At 44.1% G+C, this 13,780-nt stretch carries 11 protein-coding genes; 6 read left to right on the top strand and 5 right to left on the bottom strand.

Annotated elements, in window-relative coordinates; translation table 11 throughout:
* Positions 1 to 89: 89 nt before the first annotated feature.
* Complete coding sequence (locus tag L1D44_RS05130) at positions 90 to 1,076, bottom strand: hypothetical protein (protein ID WP_239889099.1); 987 nt, start codon at positions 1,074 to 1,076, stop codon at positions 90 to 92.
* 349 nt (positions 1,077 to 1,425) lie between these two features.
* Between L1D44_RS05130 and L1D44_RS05125 the strand changes: the two genes are divergently transcribed.
* Both L1D44_RS05125 and L1D44_RS05120 read left to right on the top strand, forming a co-directional pair.
* Entirely contained in the window at positions 1,426 to 3,375 is a 1,950-nt protein-coding gene (locus tag L1D44_RS05125; RefSeq protein WP_239889098.1) for a glycoside hydrolase, read from the top strand.
* A 3-nt stretch (positions 3,376 to 3,378) separates the two neighbouring features.
* Positions 3,379 to 4,584, top strand: coding sequence for an NTP transferase domain-containing protein (locus L1D44_RS05120; protein WP_239889097.1), 1,206 nt, complete (start codon positions 3,379 to 3,381; stop codon positions 4,582 to 4,584).
* Positions 4,585 to 4,642: 58 nt separating this feature from the next.
* On the opposite strand, the gene pseC is transcribed toward L1D44_RS05120, so the two are convergent.
* Together pseC and pseB are read right to left on the bottom strand one after the other, a co-directional pair.
* Positions 4,643 to 5,791, bottom strand: coding sequence for a UDP-4-amino-4,6-dideoxy-N-acetyl-beta-L-altrosamine transaminase (pseC, locus tag L1D44_RS05115; RefSeq protein WP_239889096.1), 1,149 nt, complete (start codon positions 5,789 to 5,791; stop codon positions 4,643 to 4,645).
* Positions 5,788 to 6,789 carry a UDP-N-acetylglucosamine 4,6-dehydratase (inverting) gene (pseB, locus tag L1D44_RS05110; protein ID WP_239889095.1) on the bottom strand — a complete coding sequence of 334 codons (1,002 nt, stop codon included), beginning with the start codon at positions 6,787 to 6,789 and terminating at the stop codon, positions 5,788 to 5,790. The genes pseC and pseB overlap by 4 nt, the downstream gene beginning before the upstream one ends.
* A gap of 344 nt (positions 6,790 to 7,133) precedes the next feature.
* On the opposite strand from pseB, the gene L1D44_RS05105 reads away from it, so the two are divergent.
* From L1D44_RS05105 to L1D44_RS05095, 3 genes are all read left to right on the top strand, one after another.
* Positions 7,134 to 9,563: a 6-hydroxymethylpterin diphosphokinase MptE-like protein gene (locus L1D44_RS05105; RefSeq protein WP_239889094.1), complete on the top strand. Its 2,430-nt coding sequence runs from the start codon at positions 7,134 to 7,136 to the stop codon at positions 9,561 to 9,563.
* Positions 9,564 to 9,671: 108 nt separating this feature from the next.
* On the top strand, positions 9,672 to 10,151 hold the full coding sequence (locus L1D44_RS05100; RefSeq protein WP_239889093.1) for a DUF2947 domain-containing protein: 480 nt from the start codon (positions 9,672 to 9,674) through the stop codon (positions 10,149 to 10,151).
* A 56-nt stretch (positions 10,152 to 10,207) separates the two neighbouring features.
* The gene (locus tag L1D44_RS05095; protein ID WP_239889092.1) at positions 10,208 to 10,768 is read left to right on the top strand and encodes a chalcone isomerase family protein; all 561 of its coding nucleotides are present in this window, start codon (positions 10,208 to 10,210) and stop codon (positions 10,766 to 10,768) included.
* 15 nt (positions 10,769 to 10,783) lie between these two features.
* Here L1D44_RS05095 and L1D44_RS05090 read toward each other — a convergent pair whose 3' ends face one another.
* Together L1D44_RS05090 and L1D44_RS05085 are read right to left on the bottom strand one after the other, a co-directional pair.
* Positions 10,784 to 11,680: a DUF6268 family outer membrane beta-barrel protein gene (locus tag L1D44_RS05090; RefSeq protein ID WP_239889091.1), complete on the bottom strand. Its 897-nt coding sequence runs from the start codon at positions 11,678 to 11,680 to the stop codon at positions 10,784 to 10,786.
* Between the two features lie 174 nt (positions 11,681 to 11,854).
* Positions 11,855 to 12,466 (bottom strand): TetR/AcrR family transcriptional regulator, encoded by a 612-nt coding sequence (locus L1D44_RS05085; protein ID WP_239889090.1) that lies wholly within the window; start codon positions 12,464 to 12,466, stop codon positions 11,855 to 11,857.
* 200 nt (positions 12,467 to 12,666) lie between these two features.
* Here L1D44_RS05085 and L1D44_RS05080 point away from each other — a divergent pair, with 200 nt between their 5' ends.
* The gene (locus L1D44_RS05080) at positions 12,667 to 13,779 is read left to right on the top strand and encodes an efflux RND transporter periplasmic adaptor subunit (protein ID WP_239889089.1); all 1,113 of its coding nucleotides are present in this window, start codon (positions 12,667 to 12,669) and stop codon (positions 13,777 to 13,779) included.
* Position 13,780: the final 1 nt, after the last annotated feature.

The raw sequence follows: 13,780 nt of genomic DNA, 5'->3' as shown, positions 1-13,780 counted from the left end.
CTTCGCTGTGACAAGCAAAATGCATACCGATAAATTTTTGACGAATAAAAAACACCAAAAGTGATGTTGAAGCTAGGCCAATCTTTTCATTAACCTTTAAAGGAAGGATCATTGACTGGCAAAAATCGTGCGGAGAGTATTTTACTCATAATATTGTCTATGCCATTGGGAATTGAGCATTGTTCGGATTCAAATAAACAAATTTTGTCCAACTCAGTCATATCAATGGCTCTGGCGATCTGTTTTTCGGCAAAACTTTGGCTGGCGATATGGTGATCGGGCTGAGTACAGATATGACAAGCTGGAATATTTAGCACCGCAAGCTCATATGCGCTCATACCAAACGTGATAACAGCAAAGTCCATCTGCCGCATTAACTCTGCCATATTCGCAAGATTGGAATACAGGGTTAAATTCTTAGACAACTGCTGTTGGCGGCTCAAAGATATATAATCTGGATGACTCTGCTTTATAACGACATGCAGGGAAAGTTCGCTGTCCAACTGACGTAACCGCTCAACAACGGCCAAGGTTAAACGCTGAGGATCGGTCCCCCCCATCATAACCAATACCTTGCGCGCTTGATTACGGGGCTTTATAAATGGCTCAAAAAACGCCCCTCTGACCAGTAAGTAATCCCAGCCCACATATCGAGTGCCATTAAAGCCTTGCCAATTTAACGCTTCCACTAACGGGCTCGGAGGATAAAAGAGTAAATCGCAACCTAAGCGGTAATCACTCGGTTCATCGATCGCCACGGTCAATATATTCGCTTGCCGCATCATCGCTATGGCCTGCACAGGCAGACCGTCACGAATATCGCCGATAAAGATATCGGGGCATTGTTGCTTAATCACTTGCCGGCACCATTGCATATAATCAATGTGCTCAAACAACTGCACATCAAAGCCATGTCCCGCTAATGCCTGCATAGCAATAGCATCGTTATTAACCACAAAGGTAACTCTATGACCAGCCTCAACAAAGGCATTAGCTAAGCAGATGCAGCGAACGATATGGCCCATTCCGACTTGAATTGATGCATCACAGCGAAACATCACATGCTGAATAGTCATATTGTTTTAGTACCCATATTTAGTAGCTATAGAATGAAATGTCACAACCAAGATAAAGCAAAGCTTACACGATAGAGTGAGTTACCAGCCTCCATGTAATGAACTGCATTTTTAACACTTTTGTAGCCTAAACGGTAGCTTATCGGTGCTAATTTGTTAGCCCACGAAAATAGCCGCAGCGAAAAGCTAAGATTCAAGTTCATTTATTGCAGCGATTCACGATCTTAGGTTAAACAATTGCCGTGACTAGTGATTGAGAATCGTCTCATTTATGCTTAAACTAAAATGCCTCTGACAGCGATAAAGCTGTTTACTGTTAATAAAGAGTTTTATTGCGCTAAGAGTCCCTATGGCCAACACCCAGCTCCCTAATGTCTACGCGATTTTCCATTTAAACTTAGCGTTTTCCTCTATCGACACCAGCGAACATCAGCGTGTAGTCGATCTGTGTTACTGGCCGTTACTGCACTTGATTGAGCGCGATAATATCCCTTTAGGTATTGAACTCACAGCTTATACTCTCGAATGTATTCAAGCTGTTGACTCTAGCTGGATCGAAAAATTTAAATCTCTACTGACAAAGGGATGTTGTGAGCTTATCGCCAGCGGCGATAGCCAAATTATCGGGCCACTGCTTCCTTGGGAAGTGAATAGTAAAAACTTGTCACTTGGACAACAAAGTTACCAAGCCCTCGTTAGCTACCAACCTAAGATTGCCTACATCAATGAGCAAGCCGTATCGGCGGGGTTATTAGATTGCTATATTGACTGCGGCTTTGATGCCGTTGTTGTTGAATGGGATAATCCCTTTTCTCACAATACAGACTGGGATAAATCATCTCGCTATCAGCCGCAGCAACTTGTAGCAGCTTCAGGGCGGACGATCAAAGTGATCTGGAACCATGCCGTAGCTTTTCAAAAGTTTCAGCGCTATGCCCATGATGAAATGACCCTAGCCGAGTACTTCGAATATCTAGCCAAGGCGACCCACGGCGCAACAGCCTTCTCTCTCTATGGCAGCGATGCCGAAGTCTTCAATTACCGACCAGGGCGTTTTAAAACTGAAACGAAACTCGATGTCGATGAATGGCATCGTATTGAGCAGTTATTTACTCAGATTAAATCCCAACAAAAATACCGCTGGGTCGCTCCAAGCCAGCTATTAGCTGTGACTCAAGAGTGCACCACGCTTAAGGTTCAGACCCCTGCCCACCCCATCTCGGTAAAGAAACAGGCAAAATACAACGTTACCCGCTGGGCACTATCGGGACGAAATGATCTCAGCCTTAACAGCCTCTGTTATAGGAAGTATTCCCAGCTAAAGGGGTTAGAACAAGTCAGTGAGCAGCAGTGGAGAGAGCTTTGCCGTCTCTGGGCCAGTGATTTACGCACCCACCTTACTCATAATCGCTACCAAGACTTACTGAGTCGTTACCCCATTACGCCAAAAACTGCAAACCAAACGGCTCCAAAAGCAGAGTTAGCTGCTGGCTGTAAAACGAATAGCGACTATCAAGTGTTTCACTGTAGCGAGCGTAATATACTCACTGTTGAACACCCACAACTTAAGCTAGTGCTTAATGGTAAACGTGGCATGACGATAAAGTCACTGGCTTTTGCTCGGCACAATTTTAAGCCGATTCTCGGTACACTTGCCCATGGGTATTTTGATCATATCAGCTATGCTGCCGATTTTTATTCCAACCATTTAGTCATTGAGCGCTATAGTGAGAGAGACCGAGTCACGGACTTAAGTCGAACCCAGTTCAATGTGACTCACACCAGCACAGGGCTAGTCATCAGTGCAGAGATAGCAACGCCACAGGGTAAACTGACTAAGTGGTATAGACTCGAAGAAGAGCAAGTCGAGTGTGGTTTCGATTTTGAAAACCGACATCGACCCGAAGCGACTATCAGGCTCGGCTACCTTACGCTACTAAACTGCAAACAACGCAATTGGTTTGCCTGCCACAATGGTGGCAAATTGTTGGAGCTCTATCATGCAGAGCAAGACTTTAACCATGGAAGGCCGGTATCATCAATTGTTTCTGCCAATAGTGCCTTAGGGGCAACGGAAGGTGTTTTTTACACTGGTTGCGACGACCTAGGCCTTAAGATCAGCTGGTCGCCTCAGTCTTGTGCCGCCCTGCCTATGCTTTCTAGCCAAAAGATTGATGATAGTTACTTAAATCGTGCTTGGTTTTCACTCTCTGAGGCCGATGAAACACTCAAAGCGGATGGCGAGCTGTTGAACTTTAGCTATCAAATCACTCCATGCTTTAAAACGGATATCAGTTAAAACATGAACGTCATAGCAATTATCGGTGCTCGTCTAAACTCAAGCCGCCTTCCGGGTAAGCACCTTCTGCCCCTTGCCGGGAAGCCAATCATTGAGCATATTCAAAACCGCTTAGAGCACTGTCAGACATTGACGGATATCGTGCTGGCTACCACCTTAGATGAATTCAACCAACCACTCATCAACTGGGCTAATAACAATAGTCAATGCCTCGCTTACTCCGGCGATGTTAATGATTTAATGGGGCGAATTAATGCCGTTGTCGAGCAGTATCAAGCCGATATAGTGGTCTATATTTGCGGGGATTGCCCACTGATTGATCCCGGTTTTATCGATCATGCAGTCAACCAATTACGTCAAAATCCACAAGCCGATAGTATCTCTCTAGCGCCAGATGTACGTTCAATACATGAGGGAATGGCATTTTATACACGCCAAGGCTGGGATAATCTGTTTGTTAATAGCGTAAGCGATATGGAAAAAGAACATGTCGGCTACGCCAATCAAAGATGTCACTGCCTAACTCCGTTATTAATCCAAGACAGTGACGACTTCTCTGGCGTAGAGCATAGGATTTCAGTCGATACCGATGCCGATTACCGTTTTATGCAACAGATATATCAACGTTGGTATGCACAAAATAGTTCTGCTCCCATCGTGCCATTGAAATGGGTAGTAGACACTCTCAAACAAGAGGTCTCTCTAAGGCAGATAAATGGTCATGTGAAGCAGAAAAAAGCGGATCAGCAATACCCTTCGGTGTCACTTTATTGTGCTTATCGAGCCGCTGATGACGCCCTATATCAACTGAGTGTAAAACTAGGTGCAGCGTTACAGGAACACTACGGCTTAGGCACTCAACTTCATGTGCTGACAACGGATGAACTGCAAGCCACACGCTCACAAAATTGCCAAACCTATGGTAATGAACAGGCATTTTTAAGCGCATTAACCCATGACGCTAAACAGTTAACGCTTTGTCTGCTCCCGATGCTATTACAGCAGCAAGTCGAGCAATTAAAGCATGTGCTTTCAGGGAATAACAGCCTTGCCATTGAGCTTTTCGATGCTAAAGAGCACAGTACGTCCTCCCACAGTATCGCATTTAAATGGTTAAATAACGGAGCAACTCAAGCCACAGCGCAAGATGTTGTAATCGATGAATTAACCCTTGAACAATTGGCGAAACTCATAACAAGCTTGCTATAGCCATGTGTAAAATAGCGGCCAATCGTTATTGCCGCTATTTCAATTTTAGAGGGTCAATTTAGCGAGAAATTAAAGACTTTAACTGCTCACAAATATAGTCGAGTTGAGCAAAGTCTAATTGTGGGTGTAATGGCAAGGTGATAATACGCTGATAGAACGCTTCGGCCACCGGGAAATCTCCAGCCCTAAATCCAAGCTTGCCATAATATGGCTGAGTATGAACAGGGATATAGTGGACATTAACACCAATACTCGCCTCGCGTAACTGATCAAAAACAGACTTTCTATCGACCTGCTCAGGCAACAAGATAATCATCAAATGCCAAGCGCTATAACTTTCTTCGCTCGGCGCTACAAACTCGATATTCAGTGCTGTAAGTTGCTCAGCGTAATAATCTGCAAGAATGTTTCTACGACAGACTAATTCAGTTAATTGATTAAACTGACTAACACCTAACGCAGCTTGAAGCTCAGTCATTCGGTAATTGAAACCTAATGTCTGTTGCTCGTAATACCAAGCTTCATCACTATGGTCTGAATGTACTTCATCACGTGTCACCCCGTGACTACGCAATAACTGCATAGACTTCGCTAAGGTCGCATCATTGGTTGTCGCCGCGCCGCCCTCCGCTGTGGTGATGATCTTCACAGGGTGAAAACTAAATACCGTAATGTCACTGTATTGACAGCTACCGACAGGAGACTCCCTATAGCGGGCACCGATACAGTGTGAAGCATCTTCAATCACCCTAAAGTCGTACTCTTTCGCCAACTGTGCCAAGGACTCCATATCACAGCAGTGGCCAGCTAAGTGAACCGGGATCACTACTTTAGGTAATAGATCTTTACGCTTAGCATCTGCAAGTTTAAGCCGTAACTGAGTCATGTCCATATTACCAGAGAGCAATTCGACATCGACAAAGTCCACGTCAGCCCCGCAGTACAGAGCACTATTGGCGGAAGCGACAAATGTAATTGGACTGGTCCAAACCCTATCTCCTTTGCCGACCCCAAGGGCTAAACAGGCAATATGAAGCGCCGAGGTTGCACTATTAACGGCTATAGCGTACTTGGCTTGAGTAAACTGGCATAATCGTGACTCGAATAAAGGGACTTGCGGGCCCTGGGTCAGAAAGTCAGACTTAAGCACACTCACAACAGCATCAATATCGTCTTGGTTAATTTGCTGTTTTCCGTATTGGATCATAATCCCAAGCTCTCATCCAAGGCGACAATTTCACTCGGACTCAGAAAGTGAGGGTTGTTACCTGAATGGTATTCATAGCCTAACTCAACTAACTTGCCTTGCTCGCCTAGCATATTGGTTGAGTATTCATTGCTTCGGCCAAAAAAGGTGATACTCGGTGTGATCACAAAATGATCATCAAACTCGATGGTGTGATGGGAGTCATCAGCTGGACACATAATTTCATGCATCTTTTCGCCTGGGCGAATTCCGATGATTTTATGTTCAAGATTTGGCGCGTAAGCTTTAGCTAGGTCGGTAATACGTACCGATGGAATTTTAGGTACAAAAATCTCACCGCCTTGCATACGTGAGAAGTTTTTAAGGACAAAGTCGACTCCATCTTGTAGCGAAATCCAAAAACGAGTCATCTCTTCATGGGTGATAGGTAAGCACGTCTCGCCCTTTGCCACTATCGACTTAAATAGCGGCACAACTGAGCCTCGAGAACCAACCACATTACCATAACGCACAGCCGAAAAACGCGTCTTTCCTTCACCGACAATGTTATTTGCGGCGACAAACAATTTGTCAGAAGCCAGCTTAGTCGCACCATACAAATTAATTGGGTTAGCCGCTTTATCTGTTGATAGTGCGATGACCTTCTCTACACCATTTTCGATGGCGGCCTTAATCACATTTTCTGCGCCATGAATATTGGTCTTAATGCACTCCATCGGATTGTATTCTGCTGCGGGGACTTGCTTTAGTGCTGCCGCGTGAATAACAAAATCCACATCACGAAACGCTTGCTTTAGTCTATCACCATCACGTACGTCACCAATAAAGTAGCGCATACAAGGCTGATTAAACTCTTGCTGCATCTCGTACTGCTTCAGCTCATCCCGTGAAAATATAATAAGACGTTTTGGCTTATAACGTTCAAGGATGGTTTTGGTGTACATTCTTCCAAATGAACCTGTGCCACCCGTTATCAAAATTGATTTATTATTAAACATTATTTTTCACCATCGCCCTTCAGAATATAAGCTGTCAAAAAAATATCACTGGGTTAATCTGTAATACTATTAGCGGCAAAAAGTGTGCCACAAAATAAAACACTCACTACTGCTCTAATCGATAAAATCGGCTGTAAACTACCGAAAAACATACATACTACAGCATCGATTGACCAGAAAACGTCTTTATACCACTAAATAAGCATTCTCATAGGAGCTAGCTCCTATTTATTTAACAAAGGTGGTACTAAAATTGCTTTCTTAAAAGAATACCGACTTTCTAGCTGTAATGCTCGTGCAATAACAAGTTCCGAAGCACCCGCGATCAAAACACTGAGGACAAAATGCAAAGCACCAATCCAAATACCTTTAATACTTTTGCGATAAGTCAGTTTAATGAATACTACTTACCTAGTGTCAATCGCCAAATCTTTGAAACTATTGATTCGAAAACTCACTTCAACAAGTTATTTAAAATCGAGTTTGCCAAAGAGAATCTCTTGCATGTCATTATCGGTATCGATTCTGGGCTACTTGCTAACTACGTTCTTGAGTCATCCCTGCCTGCCAACAGCCAATTTATATTTGTTGAGCTAGACAGTGTATTGGAGCTGCTCAATGTAGAGATCCCTGAGCCATTAAAGCAACAGGTCTCTATTTGTACGATTGACGAGCTTGCTGAAATACTCAATAGTCGTAGTAATCCCGTTTACATCATTAAAGATAAGCTTGTCGTTCACCAGTCTCTCGGTGTAAGAGCCCAGCATTTAGCCGAATATGCCCAACTGAGCAGTGACGTCATGGCTGTGGTTAATCAAGCAACATGTGAACATAAAACCTCTTTTAACCAAGAGATCTTCGTAGAGCAACAACTGCTTAATTTAACTGAAAACCATATGCCGGCATCGATCCTAAAGGGACGATATCAGGGCAAAACCTGTATTGTCACCGCCGGCGGGCCCTCATTAGATGAGCATATGCCATGGATTAAGGAGAATAAAGACAAGCTCTTTATTATTGCGGTTTCGCGAGTCGCAGCAAAATTAACCAAAGAGGGAGTAGCACCGCAGATTATTGTCTCTGTCGATCCCCAAGAGCTAAGCTTAGAAGTTAATAGCGACATGATGGCATTGTATAACAGCTCTCTGCTCATTCACTCCTATCACATCTGTTCAAGAATTCTTTCTCAATGGCGTGGACGCCACCTATTCACTGGCAATCGCCTGCTATGGGATGAGACTAACGACAAACACAATATTGAATCTGTTGGCCCAACGGTGACTAATGCCGCTATCACGATTGCAGCGGAACTAGGTTTTACTCAAGTCCTACTAACAGGTGCAGATTTTTGCTATTCGAAAACAGGGCATACTCACACCAGTGGAACTCTAGAGGCTAACCTAGGTCCCAATATGGGGCACATAGGTGACTGGGTTGAAACCTATTGTGGCGATAAAGCCGAGACAATCTTCCAATTAACTGAAGCCAAAAAAGCCTTAGCCTATCAGGTGTCGACCCTGCCACAGTGCAAAGTCATCAACCTATCACCTAATGCCGCAGTCATTGCCAATGTGGCTCATCTAGCATTGGATAAAATCGTTATTGAAGCAGCGAATTGTAGCCACCAAGCACTATTTTCATTCGTCGATAGCCAGACCCATGATTTGAAAAAGCACTACCAATATTGTCTAAATCAGATGAGTGAGGCGGTGTTATCGCTCCAGGCGATATTAAAATTGGCCAACTCTGCCCTAAAGCTCAATCGAGCGGGAAACCAAGCTGAGCAATTAGATAAAATTGAACACAAGATCAATAAACACCACGGTAAGCTCGCTAAAGTCATTAAATTCTACGGCTACTTGGAATTTAGCCGGTTTCTCTCTACAACAGAGAGTAGTCAGTGGTCTCAAGACCACGTAGAACAGATGACAGCTAACTACTATGAGGCGTTTATCAGCGTATCTAAAAAGCTTGAGGGGATCTTTAAGCAAGCACAACAACGCTGCCTATCACGCCTAGACGAATTAAACCCACAAAGCGATGTGGAGCCTCTAATTCGACAATGGCTACAAGATAATCAGCCCGGTCGAGCACTCGTCTGGACGCACAATTTAACTCGTGAACTATCTACTAAAGAAGTATTAGCATTAGAACCTTTAGCGAATGAGTTTCAACTACAGCTAACCGATCAACAGCGTTACCAGTCAAAATTGGCAGCAGGCTACTCCCTTGAGGAAGCGTTTAATAAGATAATGACTTTGGTCATCAAGAAAAACCTTCAAGGACTCATGCTCATGGCTAGCACACTCAAGCCTCGGGCTGTAGAAAGCGATCTAGCAAAACGCTTGTATCACTTAGCTGATTCCTACTGTTTAGATCTACAGGGCAAGCCTCAACAGGCACTCACAACATTGCTAGAGTTAGGTTCTGAGCTATTTACTGAAGTCGAGTTTAAACAGGTGAGTGTACTGTCACTGAAACTCGGTCAGCTAGAGCTAGCAGCCCTTGCATTACAGCAATTGGTAAGTTTAAGCGATGAGTACCTGCCTCAATATGCACATTTGCTCAAGCTTCGAGGGCAAGATCAACTCGCGTTGAACACCTATATGGATTATCTAAATAAATATCCTAATGACATCTTAATATGGTTGAAGTTGGGCTCATTTCTATATGAAATCGAACAAATACAAACGGCTAGAGAGGTCTTTAACCAAGTTCTGGCCCTTGACCCAAGCAATCAAATTGCAATCAATCAATTAGCTAAGATAGCTTAACGCCTCAAGCCGCTGCCAACATTGTGTTAGCAGCGGTATCTAAATCCCATACAAAGTCTTATAATCGCCATCATTAATTTTCTATGATTTGGTTTCGGAGATCATCGCTTGGCACATACTTATATTCCATTTGAACAGTACAAACGTAAATGGATTTTTAATCATAAAGATCTTCCGGTTAGCGATGAAGATAAAGCACTGATCCATCCCCTAGATCAGAAGTCATCGATGGAAGTTTGGAATAAATGGATTAGCAACAAGAGTAGCCGTACTGAACAGTTCACCAAAGGAGATTGGGCTGCCAAAGACAGTGCCTGGGTGGTAACCGAACATTGGCAAAGCGCTTGGGATAGCGAAGATCCCGCTCTACCTGAAGGCTTTAGCGAGCACTTCGATTGGGCCGATGAGGCAAGCGTTTATTTCTGCTACGAAAAATATCAAGTCATTGAGACTCGCTGGGACGTATTTGTGCGGAACTGGAAGTGCTTCCTATTCTTCGATGATGGCCCGTTGCTGATCTCACCAAAACAAAAACAAGCCGCTATCTTCCATCAAAGTGGTCAATTTCAGCTAGGTTCGCGCGGGTAACTGACACAGTTAACTAAAACCAAGCGTGAGCTTTTTTCTATTATTATGAGGTTTTTATGAAGTCCCTCTCTACCCTATTACTCGCGTCAAGCGTCCTGCTGTCATCGTCATTACAGGCCAAAGAAGTGTCTGGCGTACAACTTGCCGATTCTGTACAGCTTGAAAATCAAACACTGCAACTTAATGGCGCAGGTGTGCGCAGTAAGTTTTTCATCGATCTCTATGTTGGTAGCTTATACGTACCAACACACCTAGATACAGCACAGGCTGTTATTGATGCACCGAGTGCGGCAGTGCGTCTTAACATCACTTCAGGCATGATCACCGCCGAGAAGATGAAAGATGCCATCACAGAAGGCTTTGATGATGCAACTGACGGTAATACGGCACCGATTGCTGCAAAAATTGAGCAATTCATGGGGCTATTTAGCGCAGAGATTGTTGAAGGCGATCAATTTACTTTGCTGGCAGATAAAGCAACTGGTGTCACCGCTTATAAGAACGGCCAAGCACAAGCGACAATTGCTGGTGAAGAGTTCCGTCAGGCGCTGCTTAAAATCTGGTTAGGCGCAACGCCTGCTCAAGAAAGCTTAAAAGATGCCATGCTTGGCAAGTAAGGCACTAGGCGTTAATTAGAACCTTACCGTCACATCCAGGGCCGCAGCGCCCTGGTTATCGATTGCCTCTTTGCTGTGTTGTCGATTAAGCTCTAACTCGCCATTGAAGAAATACCCCCCGTAGGCGCTCAAACTCACCGATTGCGACATATCCCAACCGACTCTAACAAAGGCTACCCACTCCTCGATCTCAGCCGTCAACTCATCATCGGCAATTAAAAAGCGATTTGTGCGTTTGGAAGTACCAATGCCCATATTCCAGTCAGGGCTTAACTGATAACTCAGCTCTAAACCGGCAGGACCACTAAAGCCTGCAGCGAAGGGGTTACCTAAAGATAGTTTTTCGGTAATACGCCAATTGACGGCAATAAAAGGCACGGTTCTCACCTCATCAATATCATTAAGGTAGGCCGCACCAAAGCCCAACATATTGCCAGAATCAAATCGATACATGCCCGAAAACACTGCACCGTAACTCTGTGCATTACTCGATGATGCCGTATCTGCGTAAGCATATTGCAGCTTAGGAGCGAGAATAAACATCCAGTTTTTATTAGGCCGATAAGAAACAGAGAGGCTAGCCCGATAACGCTCAATCTTGTCCCAAGCTTGAGTAGTATTACTTACTATTGGCGAGCGCCAATCATAATCGAGATTATCAAAGCCCACAGCCGCGCCAAGTGACCATTGCCTATTAAGGGGCATGCTTGCTTTAGCATCAAACATCCATTGATCACGTTGTAACTCGTTTCCGGTATCTCCCACAGATGCATTGCCAGTTGTAACCCGAGAAGCACTGATACTGAACGGACTCGGCCTGTTGGAAGGTTTTGCCTCAGGCTTGGCAATAACATTCGGCACAATAATCAAACTCGATAAAACAACTGTGCTTATAAGCAAAGGCTTTTTCATCTAGCTAACTCCATTAGCAAAAGCTATAAATTATTTTTAGTTATCCCAATCAGTATAAAGATATGCTACCTCTGGTGTGGATTGGTATTTCTTTAGCTTACGTTTAAAAATTTCCTCTGGATCAATCTAGTACATAACAAATAAAAAAGGAGCCTTTAGCTCGTCTCAATTGCCTTAAACCTTATATGCTCGTAAAAACATCTCCACCGTACCTTTAATATATTGTTCTCGCGATAAAAGTAGATCACTCACATCTAAACCCAAATCTTGCCGCATACGCATCTCTCCAAAAATCATCAAACAAAGCCGCACGGCGCAATGATGTGGGTTGCTGAAGTGATACACACCCAGCTCAGACACGCGAGCTAAATAATCTCTCAATAATCCTAAAATATGCTGTGGGCCGGCACTATAAAATAACTCAGAGATCTCAGGATGCGAGTCAGCCTGAGCGACGCAAGCCTTAAACACAGTTACCGCTTCGGGGCTTGTGATCACCTCGCCAAAATGTTTTGCAAATAGCATCATGCTCTCTTCAGGAAGCGAGGGATCGGAGAAAACGTCTTGATTAACTCCATGAATTAAACACTTGGACTCAATCGATGCCACAAATAGGTCATCTTTACAGCCGAAATGTGAATACACGGTTTGTTTTGACACCCCAGCTAGCTTAGCCACTTCATCCATACTGGTATTAGGAAAGCCCTGCTCGCAAAACAGCTGCTTTGCAGCCTGTAGGATCTGTTCACGCTTCTGCTCACTGCGACTCAATACTGGTGAATCCATAACGGGCCTCACTCCTACCTTTTGCCAATGTCGATAACCAAGATGCTATTTAAGCATAAATGAAACTACTCAGTCTATTTAGGCTAAGTCAGACCAAATTAGACTAGACAGTCTAGTTTTACAACACTAGACTAACAAGTCTAGTTAACAAACCATTTACCACAAAGACACTTTTGAATTAACAATACAGGCTAAACATAATGGATATTATGCGCGTCATCACTCATCGCAAACTGTTTATAGGCCTAGTGGCAGCCTCTTTATTGCCAGCATGTCAAGACTCAGCCGTTGAGCAGCCTGTCACAATCAGTTATCAATCTGTTAGTTATGAACAGTTGATGTTTGAGGATAGCTATCAATTCAACCAAGTGTTTTCCGGCACGATTCGAGCAGGTAATACCACAGGGATAGGTTTTGAATTAGCCGGAAAAATAGAGGCTCTCGCAGTCGATAGTGGTGATAACGTTAATCAAGGTCAATTGCTTGCAAAGCTCGATACGCGGTTATTGATGGCACAAAAAAATGAATTAACCGCCAGCCTCACACAGAACAAGGCCGACTTAGATTTAGCTAAGGCCACTTTAGACAGAAGCCTAGGCCTGCAAAAGCAAGGTTATGTCTCTGAGCAGCAACTTGATGAGTTAAAAGGACAACTCAATAGCTTACAAGCGGCGAAAACGCGCTTACATGCCTCGCTATTAGCCAATCAGTTAAAAATTGAAAAGTCTGATTTACTCGCCCCGTTTGACGGCGTCATAAGCAAGCGTAGCCATAACTTAGGTGAGGTGATTGATGTTGGCAGCCCTGTCTACACCATTATTGAGCATAATAACGTGCAGGCTTATATCGGCGTTCCAGTACAGATAGCGAATAACCTAACATCCGGTCAGCAGGTCGACTTAAGGGTACGACAGCAGCATTATCAAGCCACTATTGCCGGCATTGGTGCCGAGCTTAATCCAGTGACTCGCACCGTTGAGCTAAGGGTGACTCTTCCTCAAAATGCTCAAGTGATAAACGGCGAGCTCAGCTACCTCTATTACAATAAGACTATTAACAGCCAAGGTTATTGGGTCCCCCTTAGCGCCTTAACCGATGGCGTACGCGGACTGTGGAACATCTACGTGCTAAAGCAATCGGATGATGCCCTTTATACACTCGAGCGCCGCGACATCGAGATTATCTACACCGCTAAAGACAAAGCCTTCATTAATGGTGCTATCGCCCCAAATGAGCAGTATGTTTCACAAGGCCTACATAAACTGGTCGCAGGTCAGCTAGTGACTAAACAGACTCAACTCGCGACGAGGTAAG

The organism is Shewanella sp. Isolate13 (genome assembly GCF_022398325.1).
Taxonomy (GTDB): domain Bacteria; phylum Pseudomonadota; class Gammaproteobacteria; order Enterobacterales; family Shewanellaceae; genus Shewanella.
The sequence above is the reverse complement of the archived record's forward strand: the minus strand, read 5'-3'. Positions and strand labels throughout refer to the sequence as shown.

What these genes read in the sequence shown, in the direction of transcription:
- L1D44_RS05130 (WP_239889099.1), bottom strand. Translation starts at nt 1,076, where the DNA reads ATGACTATTCAGCATGTGATGTTTCGCTGTGATGCATCAATTCAAGTC.
- L1D44_RS05125 (WP_239889098.1), top strand. Translation starts at nt 1,426, where the DNA reads ATGGCCAACACCCAGCTCCCTAATGTCTACGCGATTTTCCATTTAAAC.
- L1D44_RS05120 (WP_239889097.1), top strand. Translation starts at nt 3,379, where the DNA reads ATGAACGTCATAGCAATTATCGGTGCTCGTCTAAACTCAAGCCGCCTT.
- pseC (WP_239889096.1), bottom strand. Translation starts at nt 5,791, where the DNA reads ATGATCCAATACGGAAAACAGCAAATTAACCAAGACGATATTGATGCT.
- pseB (WP_239889095.1), bottom strand. Translation starts at nt 6,789, where the DNA reads ATGTTTAATAATAAATCAATTTTGATAACGGGTGGCACAGGTTCATTT.
- L1D44_RS05105 (WP_239889094.1), top strand. Translation starts at nt 7,134, where the DNA reads ATGCAAAGCACCAATCCAAATACCTTTAATACTTTTGCGATAAGTCAG.
- L1D44_RS05095 (WP_239889092.1), top strand. Translation starts at nt 10,208, where the DNA reads ATGAAGTCCCTCTCTACCCTATTACTCGCGTCAAGCGTCCTGCTGTCA.
- L1D44_RS05090 (WP_239889091.1), bottom strand. Translation starts at nt 11,680, where the DNA reads ATGAAAAAGCCTTTGCTTATAAGCACAGTTGTTTTATCGAGTTTGATT.
- L1D44_RS05085 (WP_239889090.1), bottom strand. Translation starts at nt 12,466, where the DNA reads ATGGATTCACCAGTATTGAGTCGCAGTGAGCAGAAGCGTGAACAGATC.
- L1D44_RS05080 (WP_239889089.1), top strand. Translation starts at nt 12,667, where the DNA reads ATGGATATTATGCGCGTCATCACTCATCGCAAACTGTTTATAGGCCTA.